Genomic DNA, 16,178 nt, shown 5'->3' with positions numbered 1-16,178 from the left:
GGTCCGTTTCACTGCTCGAAGCGGTAGCCCATGCCCGGCTCGGTGACGAAGTGGCGCGGGTGGGCGGGGTCGGCCTCCAGTTTGCGGCGGAGCTGGGCCATGTAGACCCGCAGGTAGTTGGTCTCCGTGCCGTACGAGGGCCCCCAGACCTCCCTGAGGAGCTGCTTCTGGCTGACCAGCCGGCCGGCGTTGCGTACCAGCACTTCGAGCAGGTGCCACTCGGTGGGCGTGAGCCGTACGTCGGCGCCGTCGCGGTTGACCTTCTTGGCCGATAGGTCGACGGTGAAGGCGTCCGTGGTGACGACGGCCCGGTCCCCGGCGGGCGCGGAGGGCTCGGCGCGGCGGACGGCGGCGCGCAGCCGGGCCAGCAGTTCGTCCATGCCGAAGGGCTTGGTCACGTAGTCGTCCGCGCCCGCGTCGAGGGCCTGGACCTTCTCGTCGGAGCTGTGCCGGGCGGAGAGCACCAGGATCGGCACCCGGGTCCAGCCGCGGATGCCGCGGATGACGTCCACGCCGTCCATGTCGGGCAGGCCGAGGTCCAGCACGATCACGTCGGGGTGGCGGTCGGCGGCGAGCTTGAGCGCGGTGGCGCCGTCCTGGGCGGCGTCGACCTCGTACTTGCGCGCCTTGAGGTTGATGACGAGCGCGCGCACGATCTGCGGCTCGTCGTCGACCACGAGCACCCGGTGCATGGCGGCTGCCTTTCGTCCGTTCGGGGGATACGGATACGGGGACGGGGAGCGCGCCGGCACCGCCGGCGGCCGGACGTCTCCGTACGGGCCGGCGGGCGTCACGTCGTCGCCTGGGCCGGCAGCTCGGCCTGCGCGGGGGTGCCGCGGCCGGGGGCGGCGCGCAGCGTGAGGACCATGGTCAGCCCGCCGCCGGGGGTGTCCTCGGCGACGAGGGTGCCGCCCAGGGCCTCGGCGAAGCCGCGGGCGACCGCGAGGCCGAGGCCCACGCCGGCGCCGCGGGGGGCGTCCCCGTAGCGCTGGAAGGGCTCGAAGATCCGGTCCTTGCCGCTGTCGGGGACCCCGCGGCCGCGGTCGACGACGCGCAGCTCGACCCGGCCGCCGAGGGTGCTCGCCTGCACCAGGACGGGGGTGCCGGGCGGGCTGTACTTGACCGCGTTCTCCACGACGTTCGCCACCGAGCGCTCCAGCAGCCCGGGGTCGACGGTGACCATCGGCAGGGTCTCGGGTATCCGCAGCGTGACGCTGCCCTCGGGCACCCCGGCCAGCGCCTTGGGCACCACCTCGTCGAGGTCGGCCTCGCGCAGCAGCGGGGTGACGGTGCCGGTCTGGAGCCGGGACATGTCGAGCAGGTTGCCGACGAGGGCGTCGAGCCGGTCGGCGCCGTCCTCGATGGCCGCGAGCAGCTCCGCCTCGTCCTCGGCCGACCAGGCCACGTCGTCGGAGCGCAGCGAGGTGACGGCGGCCTTGATGGCGGCGAGCGGGGTGCGCAGGTCGTGGCTGACGGCGGCGAGGAGCGCGGTGCGGATGCGGTTGCCCTCGGCCAGCTTGCGGGCGTCCACGGCTTCGGCGGCCAGCCGCTGCCGCTCCAGTACGACGGCGGCCTGGCCGGCGAACGCGCCGAGCACCCGGCGGTCGGCGGCGGGCAGCTTGCGGCCGGTGAGCGCGAGTGCCATGTCGTCGCCCACGGGCATGTCGGCGTCGGCGTCGTCCGGGGTGGTCAGCTCGCCGGCGCCGCTGCCGACGTGGCCGACGCGGGTCCAGCCGTCCTCGCCGCGCTGCCGCTCGAAGAGCGACACGGACTCCATGCCGAAGGTCTCCCGTACGCGCTCCAGCAGCGATTCCAGCGACGCCTCGCCGCGCAGCACGCTGCCCGCGAGCAGCGACATCACCTCGGACTCGGCGCGCAGCCGGGCGGCCTGGGAGGTGCGGCGGGCGGCGAGGTCCACGACGGACGCCACGGCGACGGCCACGGCGAAGAAGACGACGAGGGCGACGATGTTGCGCGCGTCGGCGATGGTGAAGGCCTCCACGGGCGGGGTGAAGTAGTAGTTCAGCAGCAGCGAGCCGGCCGCGGCGGAGGCCAGCGCCGGCAGCGTGCCGCCGAGGAGCGCCGCGAGCACGGTGGCGAAGAGGAACAGCAGCACCTCGTTGGGCAGCCCGAGGGCCGGGTCGAGTACGAGCAGCACCCAGGTGAGGAGCACGGGCCCGCCCAGGCCGGTCAGCCAGCCGGCGGCGATCCGGCCGCGGCCGAGCCGGGCGCCGCGCGACATCGGCAGCCCACGGCCCTTGGCGACCTCGCCGTGGGTGACGATGTGGACGTCCAGGTCGGGTCCGGACTCGCGGGCCACGGTGGCGCCGACGCCGGGGCCGAAGACGTACTGCCACGCCTTGCGGCGGCTGGAGCCGAGCACGATCTGGGTGGCGTTGACGCCGCGGGCGAACTCCAGCAGGGCGTCGGGCACGTCGTCGCCGATGACGTGGTGGAACGTACCGCCCAGGTCCTCGACCAGGGTGCGCTGGACGGCCAGTTCCTCGGGCGAGGCGGTGTTGAGGGGGGTCAGGCCGTCGCTGTGGGAGATGTACACGGCCATGATCTCGCCGCCCGCGCCCTTGGTCGCCAGCCGCGCGCCGCGGCGGATGAGGGTACGGCCCTCGGGGCCCCCGGTGATGCCGACGACGATGCGCTCGCGGGCCTGCCAGGTGTCGCGGATGTCGTGCTCGCTGCGGTATTCGCGCAGGTAGTCGTCTACGCGGTCGGCGACCCACAGCAGTGCCAGCTCGCGCAGGGCGGTGAGGTTGCCGGGGCGGAAGTAGTTGGACAGCGCGGCGTCGACCTTGCCGGGGTCGTAGATGTTGCCGTGCGCCATGCGGCGGCGCAGCGCCTCGGGCGACATGTCGACAAGCTCGATCTGGTCCGCTTTGCGGACCACGGCGTCCGGCACGGTCTCCCGCTGCCGTACGCCGGTGATGTTCTCGACCACGTCCCCCAGCGACTCCAGGTGCTGGATGTTGACGGTCGATATGACGTCGATGCCGGCGTGCAGCAGCTCCTTGATGTCCTGCCAGCGCTTCTCGTTGCGGGAGCCGGGGACGTTGGTGTGCGCCATCTCGTCCACGAGCGCGACGGCGGGGCGGCGGGCGAGGACGGCGTCCACGTCCATCTCGGTGAAGCGCGTGCCGCGGTAGTCCAGCACGCGGCGCGGTATCTGCTCCAGGCCGTGCAGCAGCACCTCCGTGCGCGGCCGGTCGTGGTGCTCGACGAAGCCGACGACGACGTCGGTGCCGCGCTCCAGCCGGCGGTGCGCCTCGGAGAGCATCGCGTAGGTCTTGCCCACGCCCGGCGCCGCGCCCAGGTAGATCCGCAGCTTGCCCCGTGTCATGGCTCGATTGTCCGTCCCGCTTCCGTGCATGTCGCACGGTCGAGCGTACGACCGCGGGGGCGGTGCGGCGCGCCCGGCGAGGGCCGCGGGCCGGACCTTGACGCATCCCTGACGGAGAGCGGGGGGCGTACGGGCGCGAAGGGGGGGTGCGGGACGGGCAGGGGCGTGGGGCCGCGGGCGGCGTACGGGTCAGGTGGTGGGCGGCTCCGGGGCCGTGTCCGCCCGCGAGTGGTCCGTGATCGTCCCGTCGCGCAGCTCCAGCACCCGGTCCGCCAGGTCCAGCAGCGCCGCGTCGTGCGTGGCCACCAGCGCCGTGACGTCCTCGCTGCGCACCACCGCCCGCAGCAGCTCCATCACCGCGTGCCCGGTCTCCGCGTCGAGCTGGCCCGTCGGCTCGTCCGCGATGATCAGCGCCGGCCGGTTCGCCAGCGCCCGGGCGATCGCCACCCGCTGCTGCTGCCCGCCGGACAGCTCCCCCGGCCGCTGCTCGGCGTGGTCGGCGAGGCCGACGAGCGCGAGCAGCAGCTCCACCCGCTCCTCGCGCTCCCGCGGCGGCACCTTGCGCAGCCGCATCGGCACCCCGACGTTCTCCGCCGCGGACAGGATGGGGATCAGCCCGAACGACTGGAAGACCAGCCCGATCCGGTCCCGCCGCAGCTCCAGCAGCTCCGCCTCGCCGAGCCCGGACAGGGCCACGCCGTCCAGCTCGATCCGGCCGGAGTCGGCGACGTCGAGCCCCGCGACGAGGTTCAGCAGCGTCGTCTTGCCGGAGCCCGAGCGGCCCTTCAGCGCGACCAGCTCGCCCCGCGGCACCCGCAGCGACACCCCTCGCAGGGCGTGCACGGCGGTGGCGCCGCTGCCGTAGGTGCGGTGCAGGTCCTCGACGACGACCATGGCGCGGCCGGCGTCCGCCGCCCGCTCCCGTACCGCCGTGCCGTCTCTGCCGGTGTCCTGGCTCATGAGTCCTCCCCCTCGTCGTGCCGCTCGCCGGGCCGCCCGCCGGGCCCGTCCGTCTGGTCCCGTACGCCCGGTCCGTCCGGCCCTTCCCGCTCCCCGCCGGCCCGCCACACCCCGACGTGGTCCGGCTCCGCGGTCAGCCTGACCCGCCGTCGCAGACCGTACCTCTCGACGTACTCGCGCGGGAGCTGGAGCCTGCCGACGCGGTCGAGCACGGCGTACTCCGCGGCCGTCAGCTCCTCGTCCCGCAGCGTCTCGGCGGCGGTGCGGCCGTCGCGGATCTGCACCGTGCGGCGCACCTGGCGGGAGACCAGCGGGTCGTGGGTGACGACGAGGACGGTGGTGGCCAGTTCCTCGTTCGCGCGGCGCAGCGCGGCGAAGACCTGCTCGCCGCTGGCGGTGTCCAGCTCGCCGGTCGGCTCGTCGGCCAGCAGCACCCGCGGCCGGTTGGCGGCGGCCACCGCCACGGCGACGCGCTGCTGCTCGCCGCCGGACAGCTCCGCGGGGCGGCGGTGGGCGCAGTCCCCGACGCCGAGCGCGTCGAGGAGGCCGGCGGCCCGGGCGGGGCGCTCGCGGCGGGGGACGCGGGCGTACGCCATGGGCAGGGCGACGTTCTCCAGCGCGGTGAGGTACGGCAGCAGGTTGCGCGCGGTCTGCTGCCAGACGAAGCCGACGGTGCGGCGCCGGTACGCCAGCCGCTCGCGGCGGCCCATGGCGAGCAGGTCGTGCCCGGCGACGCGGGCGCGGCCCGCGGTGGGCACGTCGAGGCCGGAGAGTATGCCGAGGAGGGTGGACTTGCCGGAGCCGGAGGCGCCGACGAGCGCGGTCATCTCGCCCTCGGCGACGGTGAGATCGAGGCCCTGGAGGGCCTGCACCTCGACGCCTTCGGTGTGGAAGATGCGCACGAGGTTGTCGCAGTCGACGACGGCCTCGCGGCCCTCGGGCGCGGGTGCGGCGCGGGCGCCGCGCTCCAGCTCGGCGAGGTCGGGGGCCGGGGTGCGGGAGGGGGTGCGGGGTTCGGTCACGCGGACCTCCTGGGACGGGTCCGGGGCGGTCGGGGGGCGGTGGGCGGCGGCGCGGGCCGGGCGGGGCGCGTGGCGCGTGGGGCCGGCGGTGGTACGGCTCCGGGCGCGCCGGCCCCCGGGCCGGGCTGTGTCACCGGTCCTCCCCCACGCGCAGGGCCGTCAGCCGGCGGTTGCGGCGGGTGGCCACCGCGTCGGCCGCGACCGCCGCCGCGACGAGCGCGAGCAGGCCGAGGGTCAGCGCGGCGGTCAGGAGGTGGTCGGCCCGCCGGGGCGGGGCGGTCGGGCCGCCGGTGAGCGCCTGGAGATCCAGCGCCGGGCCCAGGGCGGCGGGCAGCGCGAGGCCCAGGGCGAGGCCGCCGGCCGCGGCGGCGAGCGCGAGCGGGGCGAGCTGGAGTGCGCCGAGGGCGGTGGCGCCGCGCCGGTCGAGGCCGAGGAGGCGCAGGTACGCGGTGGTGCGGGCGCGTTCCGGTGCGGAGAGCAGCAGTTCCACGAGCAGCGTCAGCAGCGCCAGCGCGGCGGCCAGCGCGGCGCACGCGGCGTGCGTGCTCCGGATCGCGCCGAGCACGCCGTCGTCGCGGTCCGCGGCCCGCTCCTCCGCGGCGGTGAGCAGTTCGCCGTACGGGCTGCCGTACCCGGTGCCCGGCGCGGCGGCGCGCAGGGCGGCGGGGGCGGCGTCGCCGTAGTACAGGACCGCGGCGGTGCCGCGGGGGGTGTCCGCGGCGCGCTCCCGGTCCGCGGCGGCCAGCGCGGCGGTGTCGGCGAGCAGCAGCGGCCTGTCCTGCCCCGGCGCGGTGCCGCGCCCGCGGTACAGCGGGCCGAAGGCGGCGTCCCGCACCGCGTCCCCGGGCAGCTTTCCCGCGACGTGCATGCGGACGCCGGGCCACTGCGTCTCGTACGTCTCGCCGGTACGGGTCCGGTCCCGCTCGCCGCCGGCCAGCACCGGCAGCACCAGCCGCCCCGCGCCGTCCCGCCGCGGCTTCCCCAGCGCCGCGAGCGCCGCCCCCGCGGCCGAGCCGGCGTCGGCCCGGCGCAGCGCGGCGCCGTCGACGGCGAGCACGTCGGCGCCGGGCTGCCCGAGGCCGGTGGCGGTACCGGTCAGGCGGGTGCGTACGAGCCGGACGGGCACCGCGTGCGCCACGCCGGGGGCGCGGCGCAGCGCCTCGTCGCCGGCGGGGTTGCGGGCGCCGGTGAGCACCGCGTCGGCGCCGCCGGTGCGCCAGACGAGCGCGTCGCGGCGGCCCTCCTCGACGGTGCCGGTGACCAGGCCGCCGAAGACCGCGGTGCCCAGGGTGGCGACGAGCACGAGGAGCGCGAGCACGGCGGCGGGCGCGTCGCGGGCGGCGCGGGTGAGCGCCAGCAGGCCGAGCGGGCCGCGGCGCCGGGCCGCGAGCCGGGCCAGCAGGCGCAGCGGCGGCGGGTAGACCCGTACCAGCAGCACCACGACCGCCAGGCCGCACAGCACCGGCACCGCCGCGACCAGCGGGTCCGAGGCGCTGCCGCCGGACGTGCCGCGCACCCGCAGCGCCACCACGCCGGCGGCGGCGAGCAGCAGCACCGCGGCCTCCGCGCTCACCCGCCGGCCCGCGGTCCGGCGCGCGCCCGGGCCGGGCCGGCCCCGGCCCGGCCGGCGGTCGCGGACCGCCGCCCAGGTCAGCACGGGCAGCGCCAGCCACGCCGCACCCGCGACCGCGGCCGGCGCCCACATCGAAGGCGCCGCGCCTGCGGGCAGCACCAGCCGCGCCCCGAGGTAGCCCGCCGCCAGCCCCGCGGCGGCCACGGGCGCGTACTGAGCGGCGCGGGAGAGCGCGACGCCGAGCGCGGAGGCGCCGCGGGCGCGCTGGAGCCGGTGCTCGGCGAGCCGCCGCCGCACCGCGAGCCGGGCGGTGACGAGGGCGGCGGCCAGGCCGACGCCGACGACGGAGGCGAGGGCGAAGGCGAGGACGGTGGCGGCCTGGTCCCACTCGGCGTCGAAGTCGCGGACCAGCGGCTGGACTTCGTCGGTACGGGCCGGGCGCTGGGCGGGATGGGAGCCGTAGATGCACAGGGTGCTGCCGGCGGTGGCGCAGAAGTTCTCGCCGGAGAGGCGGTCGTACGCGGCGAGCGCGCGGATCAGCGTCTCGCGGCCGTCGCCGCCGGCGAAGCGGGCGGCGGCCTCGTCGCGCTCGTCGTCCTCCTCGCTCAGCTCCAGCCGCAGCAGCCAGTCGACGGTGAGCTGCGGCAGCCCGCGGTCGAGGAGGGCGTCGAGCGCGCCGGGTGCGATGAGCGCCCGCGCCTCGGTCGGCCCGCGGTCGGCGGGAAGCGGGACGGCGAGGAGCGGCTGGCTGCGCCAGAGCCGGGCGGCGGGGCCGTCGGGGTCGGGGCGGAGGAAGCCGGTGACCACGACGGGGGTGTCGAGGCGGGCGACGCGCGGGGTCAGGGCGAGCCGGTCGCCGAGGCGCAGACCGAGTGCGTCGCGGGTGCGGGTGGAGACGGCGATCTCGACGGGGCCGGCGCGGCCGGTGTCGCGGGGCGGCCGGCCGGCGGCGTAGCCGGCGGGGCCGGGGGCCTCGCTGGTGTGGAGCAGGGACAGGGCGGCCGTGCCGCGGGGGGCGGCGAGGGTGGCGGCGGGGACGAGGACCTGCTGCCGGGGCTCGTCGAGGAGGCCGTCGAGGGCGGCGGGGGATGCGGAGGTCACGTCCACCCCGGCCGCCTTCAGGTCCTCGGCGAGGCTCGTCCTGCCCTCCCCCGACGGCCCGATGACCGGCTGGCCGAACGACACGGAGCGGGTGAGCAGGGGGCGTTCGTCCTGCGCCGCGTCGATCCGGTCGACGAGCGCGCGGCCGGCGGCGCGGTCGAGCAGCGGGGGCGCGGCGGTGGCGACGGCGGCGAGCAGCGCGACGAGCACGCCGAGGCAGACGAGGGCGGGCAGGTCGGCGCGGGCCTCGCGCCAGGCGCGGGGGCCGCGGGCGGCGCGGGGCGGCGGGGGCGGGGGCGGGGCGGCGCCGGACGGCGGGCGGGTGACGGCGGCGCCGGATCCCTGCGTCGTACGGACCGGGCCGGGCACCGGCTCCGTACGCCCCGGGCCCGACGGCTCCGCACCGCCCCCGCGCCCGGCGCCGGACGCACCGGCGGGTCCGCCCGCCCGGTCCGCCCGTTCTGCCCCGCCCGCCCCCTCCCGGCCCGCCTCCTCCGCACCGCCCCGGCGCGACTCCCCCGCCACGCGCCCCCGGCGCCACCACCGCCCGCCCGCTCGCCCGCTCACTCGTCCCCCGCCCTCAGCACCCGCGCCAGGTCCGTGCGCGCCAGCGCCCGCGCCGTCGCCGTGACCGCCAGGCAGATCAGCACCGTCACCGCCGCGGCCACCACCGCCACCCGCAGCCACGGCACCGCGACCGTCAGCTCCGGGTGCACCGCCGCCCCGGTCTCGCCGACCGTCACGGCCGGCACCACCGCCGCCGCCAGCGCCACGCCCGTCGCCGTGCCCACCGCGGCGGCGAACGCCGCGAGGCACAGTTGCTCCGTCCACAGCAGCGCCGTCAACTGCCGCGTGCGTACGCCCAGCGCCCGCAGCAGCGCGAACTCCCGGGCCCGCGCCCGTACCGCCAGCACGCTGTGCAGCGCGAAGCCGACCACGGCGAACGCCGGCGCCAGCACCAGGCACAGCCGCAGCGCCCCGTCCGTGCCCTCGCGCAGCGGCGACGCCGCCAGCTCCGCCCGCTCCCCCGGCACGTCGCGCGCCGTGCCCAGCTCCGGCCGCCGCTCGACGGCCGCGCGCGCCGCGCCCGCGTCGCCGTCGCGGGCGGCCAGCCACCACTGCGACTCCACGGGCGGGTCGAGCCCGGCCCGTACCAGGTACGCGGCCAGCATCCGGGTGTCCACCAGCAGCCGCGCCCGCCGCGGGTCGGTGCCGGGGACTGCATCGACGCTGCCGACGACCTCCGCGCGCAGCTCCGTGCCGCCGGGCAGCCCGGCCCGCAGGGTCTCGCCCACCTCCGCCTGGCCCGCGTCGAGCAGCGCGTCGGTGGCGAGCACGGGCACGGGCCGCGGCTTGCCCTGCCCGGTGAGGCCGAGTTGGAGCTGCCAGCTCAGCAGGTCGTCGCGGAGCGAGGTGTCCGGGCCGCGCAGCACGCCGTCGAAGAGCGCGCCGGGGGCGGTGTGTGCCTCGCAGAGCACGAAGCCGGTGGCGTGGCGCGGCGGCATCCCGCCGCCGGGTGGCGGCGGCGTGCGGCCGGGGCAGCCGGCCAGGCCGCGGTCGGGCAGTTCGCCGCCGAGGAGGTCCTGCCAGCCGCCGCGGGGACCCGTCGGCTCCTCGCCGGTGAAGTCGTCGATCGTCAGCCGGTACGTGCGCTGCTCGGTCTCCTCCTCGGTGGCCAACCGGAGTCCGGTGAGCCGCAGCGGGTGCTGGTACGGGCCGAGCGGGATGCTCGTCCGGTGCGCCCGGCCATCGGCGGGCGGCAGGGTGCCGGAGACGGTGTGCGCGAGGCCGTCGGCGTCCTCCAGGGTGGCGGTGAGCGTGAACGGCTCGGGGGTGCCGGGGCCGTCCGCGTCGATCCGCACGCGCATGCCGAGGGCGTCGGGGCGGCCGGGCAGCCGCAGCCCGTGCGCCGGTGCCGGGCCGGTGCCGCCGAGCGCGGCGAGCGTGTCGTACGGGACGCCGGCCCCGTCCCGTACGGCGGGCACCGGGCCGGCGTCCGCGCCGGTACGCAGCGTCGGCAGCACCTCCGCGGAGTCCAGCGCCGTCATCCCCGCGAACGAGGTGCCGACCGTGACGTCCCAGTCCACCACCGGCGTGGCCGCGGCGATGCCCGGCAGCCGGCCGTAGCTGGCGTGCCGCTCCGCGCGCGGCACGAAGCCCGCACCCTCCTGCCCGGCCTCGACGCCGAGGTCGGCGCCGACCGCGAACGCGGCCTGGTCGCGGTCGCCGTGGTCGAGCACCGCGAGGGCGGTGGCGCCGAGCGCGGCGATGGCCAGCGCGAGGGCGACGAGCAGCGCGGGCCCGGCGTGCCCGGCGGCGCGGCGGCCCAGGTGCCAGCCGCCCAGCGGCAGGACGAGGCCGCCGGAGCGGCGCGCGAGCCGGTCGGCGGCGCGGGCGGCCAGCGGCAGCAGGCGCAGCGCCAGCAGCACGGTCGCGGCGGTGAGGGCGACGGGCGCGAGCACGACGACGGGGTCGACGGTGCCGGAGTCGGCGACCGGGGTGCGGTACGTGACCAGTTGCAGCCAGCCGACCGCGGCGACGCCGGCCAGCGCCAGGTCCGTACCCGCACGCTGGTACGCCGCCAGCCGCGGCACCCGCCGCCGCAGCCGGGCCGGCGCCCGCCGGTCCCGGGCGGCGCGGGCGACGGGCGTCAGCGCGGCGGCGGCGTGCACGGCCAGCGCCAGCGCGGCGACCGTCCACCCCGCGCCGGTCGCGGCACTCGCGGGCACCGGCCCGTCGAGCAGCCCGGCGTCCGCGAGTCCGCGCAGCAGCGGGCCGGCCAGGTACGGCGCGGCCAGCGCGGCGGGCAGCGCCACGGCCGCCCACTGCGCCGCGGCCCCGCCGACGAGCCGCAGGGGCCCGGCGCCGCGGGCGCCGAGCAGCACCTGCTCGGCGGCGCGGTGCCGGGCGAGCTGCCGGGCGGTCAGCACCAGCGCGGCCAGGGCCAGCGAGGCGAGCAGGGCCACGGGCAGGTACGTACCGGCCCGGGCGACGGCGACGGGCACGTCCAACTGCCGCAGCACGTACGGCAGGTCGGTGTCGGCCTCGGTCTCGGCGAGAGCCGCGGACCGCCCGGAGGCGCCGCCGAAGACGACCCGTTCGGCGTCGCCGGAGGCCAGCGCGACGGCGCGCTCGCGCAGCGGGTCGACCTGCCCGAGCCGCAGCCGCCGGGCGTCGGGCACGGCGAGCCACACGGCGGTGGCGTCGCGGACGAGGGCGGGCTGCTCGGCGAAGGCGCGGCGGGCGACGAGGCCGACGCTGTCGGGGGTGCCGAAGGTGCCGGTGAGGTCCTGCCAGAGGGGCGCGTCGGGGTCCCGCGGGGCGTAGAGCCCGCTGACCCGCATCCCGAGCGGCCGCACCGCGGCATCGTCGTCGCCGCTCGACCCGGTGTCCTGCGCCGCGGCGTCCTCGTCGCCGCCCAGGGCGAATTCGTCGCCCGTCCCCAGCCCCAGCCGCGCCGCGTACGCCTCGTCGAGGGCGACCTCGACCGTCCCCCCGGCCGCCGCCCGGTCCCCGCCCCCGGCCCGCGGCCACTCCCCCTCCGTCAGCCGCGCCTGCCCGCCGGCGTCCTGCGCCCAGAGCAGTGAGAGACCCACCGCGCCCCGCTCGCCGACGCCGCTCCCGGCCACCGCCAACTGCTGCTCCCGCGCGGCCGGCGCCCGCAGCAGCCGCGTCGTACGGTGCGGCACGTCGCCGTACGTACGCGCCAGCGCGTCCCGCACCGGCCCGTCCGCGCGCGCCACGCCCTCGGGGTCGTACGCCCCGCTGATCCGCACCGCCGCGTCCGGGTCCGCCGCCAGCCGCTCCCGGGCCCCGGCCTCCGCGGCCTGCTCGGCGACCGCGACGAGCGCGGCGAGGACGGTGACGGCCAGCAGGAGGGCGAGCGCGGCGGCGGCCAGCACGAGGCCGTGGTGTGCGCTCTGCCGCAGCAACGGCGGCAGCCGGCGGCCCGACCCCGTCCCGCCGGCGACGCCGCGCGCGACGGTCGCGGTCAACGGTCCCCCCTGTCCGGATTCCGGGAGAATAAGCGAGCCGCGGCGGCACGGGGAGATCAAGAACACGCCTTGACCGCTTCGTTACGCGCACGCCGCCGCCCCGGGTCCGGCGGGACACCGCAACCGCCCCGCCCCGAACCGCGGAGCCGACGCGGGGGCCCGGGGGGGCACCCCGGCGGCACAGCAGGCGGTACCCCCCGCGCTCGCCCTACCCGCCCGCCTCGGCTGGCCACCCGCGGCCCCGCCGGCCCGCGCACACGGCGGCGGGCCGGGTCATCACGACCCGGCCCGCCGCCGTACCTGCGCCTCCGCGCGAAGCGCTACCGCACCTCGGTGATCTCCGGGCCGCGCGCCAGCGAGTCGATGCCGCCGGCGAACCGGGAGCCCTCGCTCGCCTCGTCCTGCTGCACACCGTCCGGCACCATCTGCGCGTCCGTCGGGAGCTGGAGCACGATCGGGTCGCGCGGCGCCATCGGGCCGTCGCCGCGTACGACCACGGTCTCGCGGAAGATCTTCTCCAGCACCCCGGCCGCCTGCGGCTGCACCGCGGCGTGGCCGGAGATCACCCCGCGCAGGAACCAGCGCGGGCCGTCGCAGCCGACGAACCGCACCACCTGCATGCCGCTCTTGCCGTCGGGCAGCTTCACCGGTACCTGCGCGCGCAGCTCCCAGCCGAGGCTGTCCTTGCGCTCGTCGATGATGCCGCCCTGCTTGGTGATGCCGTTGGCGATCTCGGCGCGGACCTCGCCCCAGATGCCCTCGTTCTTCGGGGCGGCGAAGCCCTGCAACTGGATCGCGCTGTCGCGCAGCACGACGGTCGCGGCGACGATCGACTCGCCCGCCACCTCGACGCGCAGCTCCATGCCCTCGACCCCGGGGACGATCAGCCCGCCGAGGTCCACCCGGCCGCGGGTGGCGTCCTCGACCTCGCCGATGTCCCACGGCCCCTCGGGCCGCTCCTCGGGGGGCAGCGCGTACCTGCGCTCCTCCCCGTCCTCGGGCTCGTCCGCCGACTCCTCGGCGTCCTCGGCGGCCACGCCGTCGGCGAGCTTGTCGGCGGGCTCCTCCTGCCCCTTGCGACGACGTCCGAACACGTCACTGTCCTTCCCGGTCGGCAACGACCGAAGCGTATCCATGAACGGTCTTCCGGTCCCCGAGGGAAGCGTGCCCTCCGGTTGACCCGTGCCCGCCCGCGCCCCTGGCGGAGCCGGGGAGTTCGGCCACCTCGTGGAAGCGGGCCTTTTCCACCTGCTGGATCACGAGCTGGGCGATCCGGTCGAAACGCTCGAACCGCACCGGGCGGCGCGGGTCGAGGTTGACCACGTTCACCTTGATCTCCCCACGGTACCCGGCATCAACCGTCCCCGGGGCGTTCACGAGCGTCACGCCGCAGCGGGCGGCGAGCCCGGAGCGCGGGTGCACGAAGGCCGCGTAGCCGTCGGGCAGCGCGATGGCGATGCCGGTGGGCAGGATCACGCGCTCGCCGGGGGGCAGCTCCGCGGGCTGCGTGGTGACGAGGTCGACGCCCGCGTCGCCCGGGTGCGCATACGACGGAAGCGGTACCTCGGGGTCGACGCGGCGGATGAGTACGTCCACCGGCTCCCGCCCGGCCGTCACGGGTTCACCTCGAAGGCGCGGGCCCGCCGCACCTGGTCGGGGTCGGCCATCGCGGCGCGGATCTCGCGGTCCCGGCCGTGCTCGACGAAGTGGTCCACCTTGACCTCCACGAAAAGGGCGTCGGCGCGCACGGCCACCGGTCCGTCCGGGCCGTCGAGGCGGCCGGTGGCGGTCGAGTAGATCTTGCGGCCGGCGACGGCGCGGGCGCGGGCGGCCAGGTGGAGGGTCGTGTCCACCGGCACCGGGCGCAGGAAGTCGGTCTCCAGCCGGCCGGTCACCGTGATGGTGCGCAGCAGCCAGCTCAGCGCGCCCAGCGTCTCGTCGAGCGCGGAGGTGAGCACCCCGCCGTGGGCGAGGCCGGGGGCGCCCTGGTGGGCGGCCCTGACGGTGAACTCCGCGGTCACGCTCACGCCCTCGCCCGCCCGCGCGGCCAGGTGCAGGCCGTGTTCCTGGCCGCCGCCGCAGCCGAAGCACTGGTCGTAATGGGGGCCGAGGAGCTGCCCCGGCGCCGGGGCGTCCGGATGCCGCACGGGTTCCGCGGCGCCGGGCGGCGGGGTCAGCTTGTCACTTGCAGTCACGCGGCCAGAGCCTACCTGCGCGCACGACCCGCGGCCGAGCCGCGGGCGGCGGCCGTGGGAGGGTGGAGGCCATGGAGACGACGCAGAGCTACGACGAGCGGCTGAGCGCACCGCGGTCCTGGTGGGGCCTGGCGGTGGGCACGGGGGTCTGTCTGGCGCTGGTGCTGACGCCGTTCGGGACGCTCCCGCTGCTGGCCGGGCTCGCCGGCGGGACGGCGCTGGCGGCGGTCGGCGTCAGCTCGTACGGCTCGGCACGGATCCGCGTCATCGCCGGGCAGCTCGTCACGGACGACGCCCGGATCCCGCTCACGGCGCTCGGGGAGGCCCGGGTGCTGGACGCCGAGGAGGCGCGGGCCTGGCGCACGCACAAGGCGGACACGCGCGCGTACATGCTGCTGCGGGGGTACATCCCGACTGCGGTACGGGTGGAGGTCACGGATCCGGAGGATCCGACGCCGTATCTCTACCTGTCCACGCGGGAGCCGGAGCGGCTGGCGGCGGTACTGCGGTCCGCCGCGGGCTGACGACCGGACGGAGCGTACGGCCGGAAAGCGCGGGACCGGAAGAGGCCGGGGCGCGCCGGACGGGGCTCGGTGCCGGAAGGGACCGCGAGGCTGCTCAGCGGTCGGCGGGAGGCGGCGCCTGGGGGTCACCCCCGGGCAGCTCGCCGCGGGGTGCACCGGCGGCGCCTGCTGCGCCCCCGAGGCCCTTCGGGCCTCCGGGTGCCGCGAGCTCTCCGCCCGCGGGCAAAAGCGCGTCCCACGGGACCTGGCGGGAGCGCAGGTCGTCGCGGACGCGTTCGGCGAGCTTGCGGGTGTCCCTGCGGTTCATCAGCGCACCGGCGGCCGCGCCCATGAGGAACGGGGCGAGGCTCGGCAGGTTCCGCACGGTGCGCTTGAGTACCTGCTGCCGCAGCCGGCGGCGCATGGGACCGCCGAGCACGGCGTCGAAGCTGACGAGCTTGGCGGTGTCGATGCCGCGCTCCTCGGTCCAGGCGCCGAGATACGCCATGGCCCGCTGCCGCGCCGGGCCTGCCGCCCGTACCCCGTACACCTCGTGCAGCTCGGCGATCAGCTTCAGCTCTATCGAGGCCACCGCGACGATCTCGGCGGCCAGTTCCGCGGGCATCGCAGGCGGCGCGGGCATCATCGCCGCCGCTCCGATGCCCGCGCCGACCGTGGCACTCCCCCGCACCGCTCCGGCGATGAGCCGGTCGGCGATCTCCTCCGGGCCGAGCCCGGGGAACTGCCGGCGCAGCGCCGCCAGGTCGCGGACCGGGACACGCGGCGCCGTCTGCACGATGGCGTCCGCCACCCGCTCCAACGCCGCCCGGACGTGCCGGTCGGGGCGCGTCCGTCGAAGGATCCCGGTCTTCGGCCCGGCGGAACCGGAGCCGGCCGTGGGGGCCACGGCCGGCCTCAGGCCGCGCAGTCGCGGCAGATCGGCTGGCCGTTCTTCTCGGCGGCCAACTGGCTGCGGTGGTGCACCAGGAAGCAGCTCATGCAGGTGAACTCGTCCTCCTGACGGGGCAGCACCCGCACGGACAGCTCCTCGTTGGAGAGGTCCGCACCGGGCAGCTCCAGGCCCTCGTTCTGCTCGAATTCGTCGACGTCGACGGCGGCGGCCGACTTGTCGCTACGCCGCGCCTTCAGCTCTTCGATGCTGTCTTCGTTGACGTCGTCGTCTGTCTTGCGTGGGGTGTCGTAGTCCGTTGCCATTCTCGCTCTCCCCCTCCGGGTGGTCAGTGAGTCTCCAGCGCACGTAACGCATGAGAGGCCGGTCTTGTGCCCGACCCGAAGCGGAGATTTTGCCTCACATCAAGGTCTGTTACTCAATCGACACCCAACCGCCCCCCGCAGGGGTGATCGCGGCCGGATGGCGAAAGGGACCATACGCGGTCCCGGGCCCTTCTCGTGCACGCCACCCCGTGTACTTCCCGTGACCGCATCCTGCGGAAACGCGGATCTTACGGGCTTTTCC

At 77.4% G+C, this 16,178-nt stretch carries 12 protein-coding genes; 1 reads left to right on the top strand and 11 read right to left on the bottom strand.

Going from position 1 to position 16,178, the window contains the following annotated elements; genetic code table 11:
• Nucleotides 1-8: 8 nt before the first annotated feature.
• From QBL21_RS09920 to QBL21_RS09880, 9 genes are all read right to left on the bottom strand, one after another.
• The gene (locus QBL21_RS09920; protein WP_407561708.1) at nucleotides 9-692 is read right to left on the bottom strand and encodes a response regulator; all 684 of its coding nucleotides are present in this window, start codon (nucleotides 690-692) and stop codon (nucleotides 9-11) included.
• A 98-nt stretch (nucleotides 693-790) separates the two neighbouring features.
• Nucleotides 791-3,352, bottom strand: a complete 2,562-nt coding sequence (locus QBL21_RS09915; protein ID WP_407561707.1) for a DUF4118 domain-containing protein — start codon at nucleotides 3,350-3,352, stop codon at nucleotides 791-793.
• Nucleotides 3,353-3,541: 189 nt separating this feature from the next.
• A complete protein-coding gene (locus QBL21_RS09910) occupies nucleotides 3,542-4,312 on the bottom strand; it encodes an ABC transporter ATP-binding protein (protein ID WP_407561705.1) in 771 nt (256 codons plus the stop codon).
• Nucleotides 4,309-5,334 (bottom strand): ABC transporter ATP-binding protein, encoded by a 1,026-nt coding sequence (locus QBL21_RS09905; RefSeq protein WP_407561703.1) that lies wholly within the window; start codon nucleotides 5,332-5,334, stop codon nucleotides 4,309-4,311. The genes QBL21_RS09910 and QBL21_RS09905 overlap by 4 nt, the downstream gene beginning before the upstream one ends.
• A 130-nt stretch (nucleotides 5,335-5,464) precedes the next feature.
• Nucleotides 5,465-8,377: a hypothetical protein gene (locus QBL21_RS09900; protein WP_407561702.1), complete on the bottom strand. Its 2,913-nt coding sequence runs from the start codon at nucleotides 8,375-8,377 to the stop codon at nucleotides 5,465-5,467.
• A 194-nt stretch (nucleotides 8,378-8,571) separates the two neighbouring features.
• Complete coding sequence (locus tag QBL21_RS09895; protein WP_407561701.1) at nucleotides 8,572-12,003, bottom strand: FtsX-like permease family protein; 3,432 nt, start codon at nucleotides 12,001-12,003, stop codon at nucleotides 8,572-8,574.
• 320 nt (nucleotides 12,004-12,323) lie between these two features.
• Nucleotides 12,324-13,097 carry a DUF3710 domain-containing protein gene (locus QBL21_RS09890; protein WP_407561699.1) on the bottom strand — a complete coding sequence of 258 codons (774 nt, stop codon included), beginning with the start codon at nucleotides 13,095-13,097 and terminating at the stop codon, nucleotides 12,324-12,326.
• A gap of 1 nt (nucleotide 13,098) precedes the next feature.
• Nucleotides 13,099-13,620 (bottom strand): dUTP diphosphatase, encoded by a 522-nt coding sequence (gene dut, locus QBL21_RS09885; RefSeq protein WP_407561697.1) that lies wholly within the window; start codon nucleotides 13,618-13,620, stop codon nucleotides 13,099-13,101.
• The gene (locus QBL21_RS09880) at nucleotides 13,617-14,198 is read right to left on the bottom strand and encodes a PaaI family thioesterase (protein ID WP_407561695.1); all 582 of its coding nucleotides are present in this window, start codon (nucleotides 14,196-14,198) and stop codon (nucleotides 13,617-13,619) included. Before QBL21_RS09880 ends, dut begins: the two co-directional genes overlap by 4 nt.
• A 71-nt stretch (nucleotides 14,199-14,269) precedes the next feature.
• Here QBL21_RS09880 and QBL21_RS09875 point away from each other — a divergent pair, with 71 nt between their 5' ends.
• Nucleotides 14,270-14,722, top strand: coding sequence for a DUF3093 domain-containing protein (locus QBL21_RS09875; protein WP_407561694.1), 453 nt, complete (start codon nucleotides 14,270-14,272; stop codon nucleotides 14,720-14,722).
• A gap of 94 nt (nucleotides 14,723-14,816) precedes the next feature.
• On the opposite strand, the gene QBL21_RS09870 is transcribed toward QBL21_RS09875, so the two are convergent.
• Nucleotides 14,817-15,608 carry a hypothetical protein gene (locus QBL21_RS09870; protein WP_407561692.1) on the bottom strand — a complete coding sequence of 264 codons (792 nt, stop codon included), beginning with the start codon at nucleotides 15,606-15,608 and terminating at the stop codon, nucleotides 14,817-14,819.
• Nucleotides 15,609-15,616: 8 nt separating this feature from the next.
• Complete coding sequence (locus tag QBL21_RS09865) at nucleotides 15,617-15,916, bottom strand: DUF4193 domain-containing protein (RefSeq protein ID WP_018838171.1); 300 nt, start codon at nucleotides 15,914-15,916, stop codon at nucleotides 15,617-15,619.
• Between the last annotated feature and the right edge of the window lie 262 nt (nucleotides 15,917-16,178).

The sequence above is a fragment of the Streptomyces sp. 184 genome (assembly GCF_045781775.1).
Lineage (GTDB): Bacteria > Actinomycetota > Actinomycetes > Streptomycetales > Streptomycetaceae > Streptomyces.
This window is presented reverse-complemented; position numbering and strand designations above follow the sequence as displayed.